We start from the raw sequence: 1,221 nt of genomic DNA on the forward strand, positions 1-1,221 counted from the left end.
TACGTCTTCCATTGATGTCATGGTTGCTAACTGCAAGGTGTACGCTCTTGGGGATAACGCTTTTAGCTCTTCACGTGCAAACGAGAATTTGACGATAGGTTTACTTGATGTCGTCTCTGTTTTCGCAACCTCTTCTGATGCAGCATCGCTTGGCTTCACCACTTTAATCAAAGAAGAGTTTGTCTCTGACTGGGTTTTCGCTTGAGGTTCAGCCCCTTCTACTAACGCTTTAATATTGTCTGTATTCGCTTGCTCAGGCTTACCTTCTAACAGAGCATCAACCACGTCAGATTCAATCACCACACGCTGCTGGGTGTCATCATTTCCGACGCTTGCTACTTCTTCTGTCACCGTTGGTGGCAATGAGTTGGAATCGTCAGTCGCATCTGATAAATCGCCGTCATTTGGCAAGTCGTCAGTCACTGAGGTTAAATTAGATTCTGATGGCGAAAGAGTCGGCTCAGTGAGTGTCGGAATGGCAGTTTGCTCGATGCTTCCCGTGATCTGCTGCGCTTTGTCATCGGGGCTTGGCTGATTAAACATCCACCAATAACCACCAGCGGCCAGCAACAGTAGCACCAAAACCACTAATGCGATGTTGAGTGGCGATCCGACAATTGAACGGATAATGATCCTTTTTTCCACTTTCATCTCTCCTAATGCCATGATGTCACCCGGAATCGGGTCGACTTTCTTAAATGCATCTCGAACACGTTTCTCCGCATCGTCATCGACATACCTAACCACTAGTGATTCGAAGAAACGACGCGCTTCCACTTCGGATAGCATATCGATATCAAGTTCAACTGGCTTAAGTTCTTGCCCATAACTCAACCGAGACAAGACCGACTCCAAACGCCCAGACTGAGTAAAAAGCAACACGTTGATCGTCCAGTTCGGCTTTTCATGCGCCTCTAAGACTAACGTCCATAACTCCGAAACGAGCGTTTCACTAAGTAAATGAGCATCATCAATAACAATCGCAATATCGCAAGGCTCACCTTCGAGAATACGCTCTAGACTGTCGAGTAAAGGCTCTTGTTGATTAAACAATGCATCGGAAACCAGCTGACTCAAGATGAGGACGCGACGCTGCACGTCATCTTGGGTCGCATGACAAAGTAACAAACATTGATTTTTGTTACTCGCACCCAACTCAAGGTATCGTTGCGCCAGCCAAGATTTTCCATACCCATCAGGGCCATTGATCGCAATAAGGTT

At 46.6% G+C, this 1,221-nt stretch carries 1 protein-coding gene; it reads right to left on the reverse strand.

Going from position 1 to position 1,221, the window contains the following annotated elements:
• A partial coding sequence (locus R7M72_RS25110) for an AAA family ATPase (RefSeq protein WP_318056460.1) occupies positions 1-1,221 on the reverse strand: 1,221 nt, incomplete at both ends.

Source organism: Vibrio sp. YT-18, assembly GCF_033337345.1.
In the GTDB taxonomy this organism is placed as follows: Bacteria; Pseudomonadota; Gammaproteobacteria; order Enterobacterales; family Vibrionaceae; genus Vibrio; species Vibrio alginolyticus.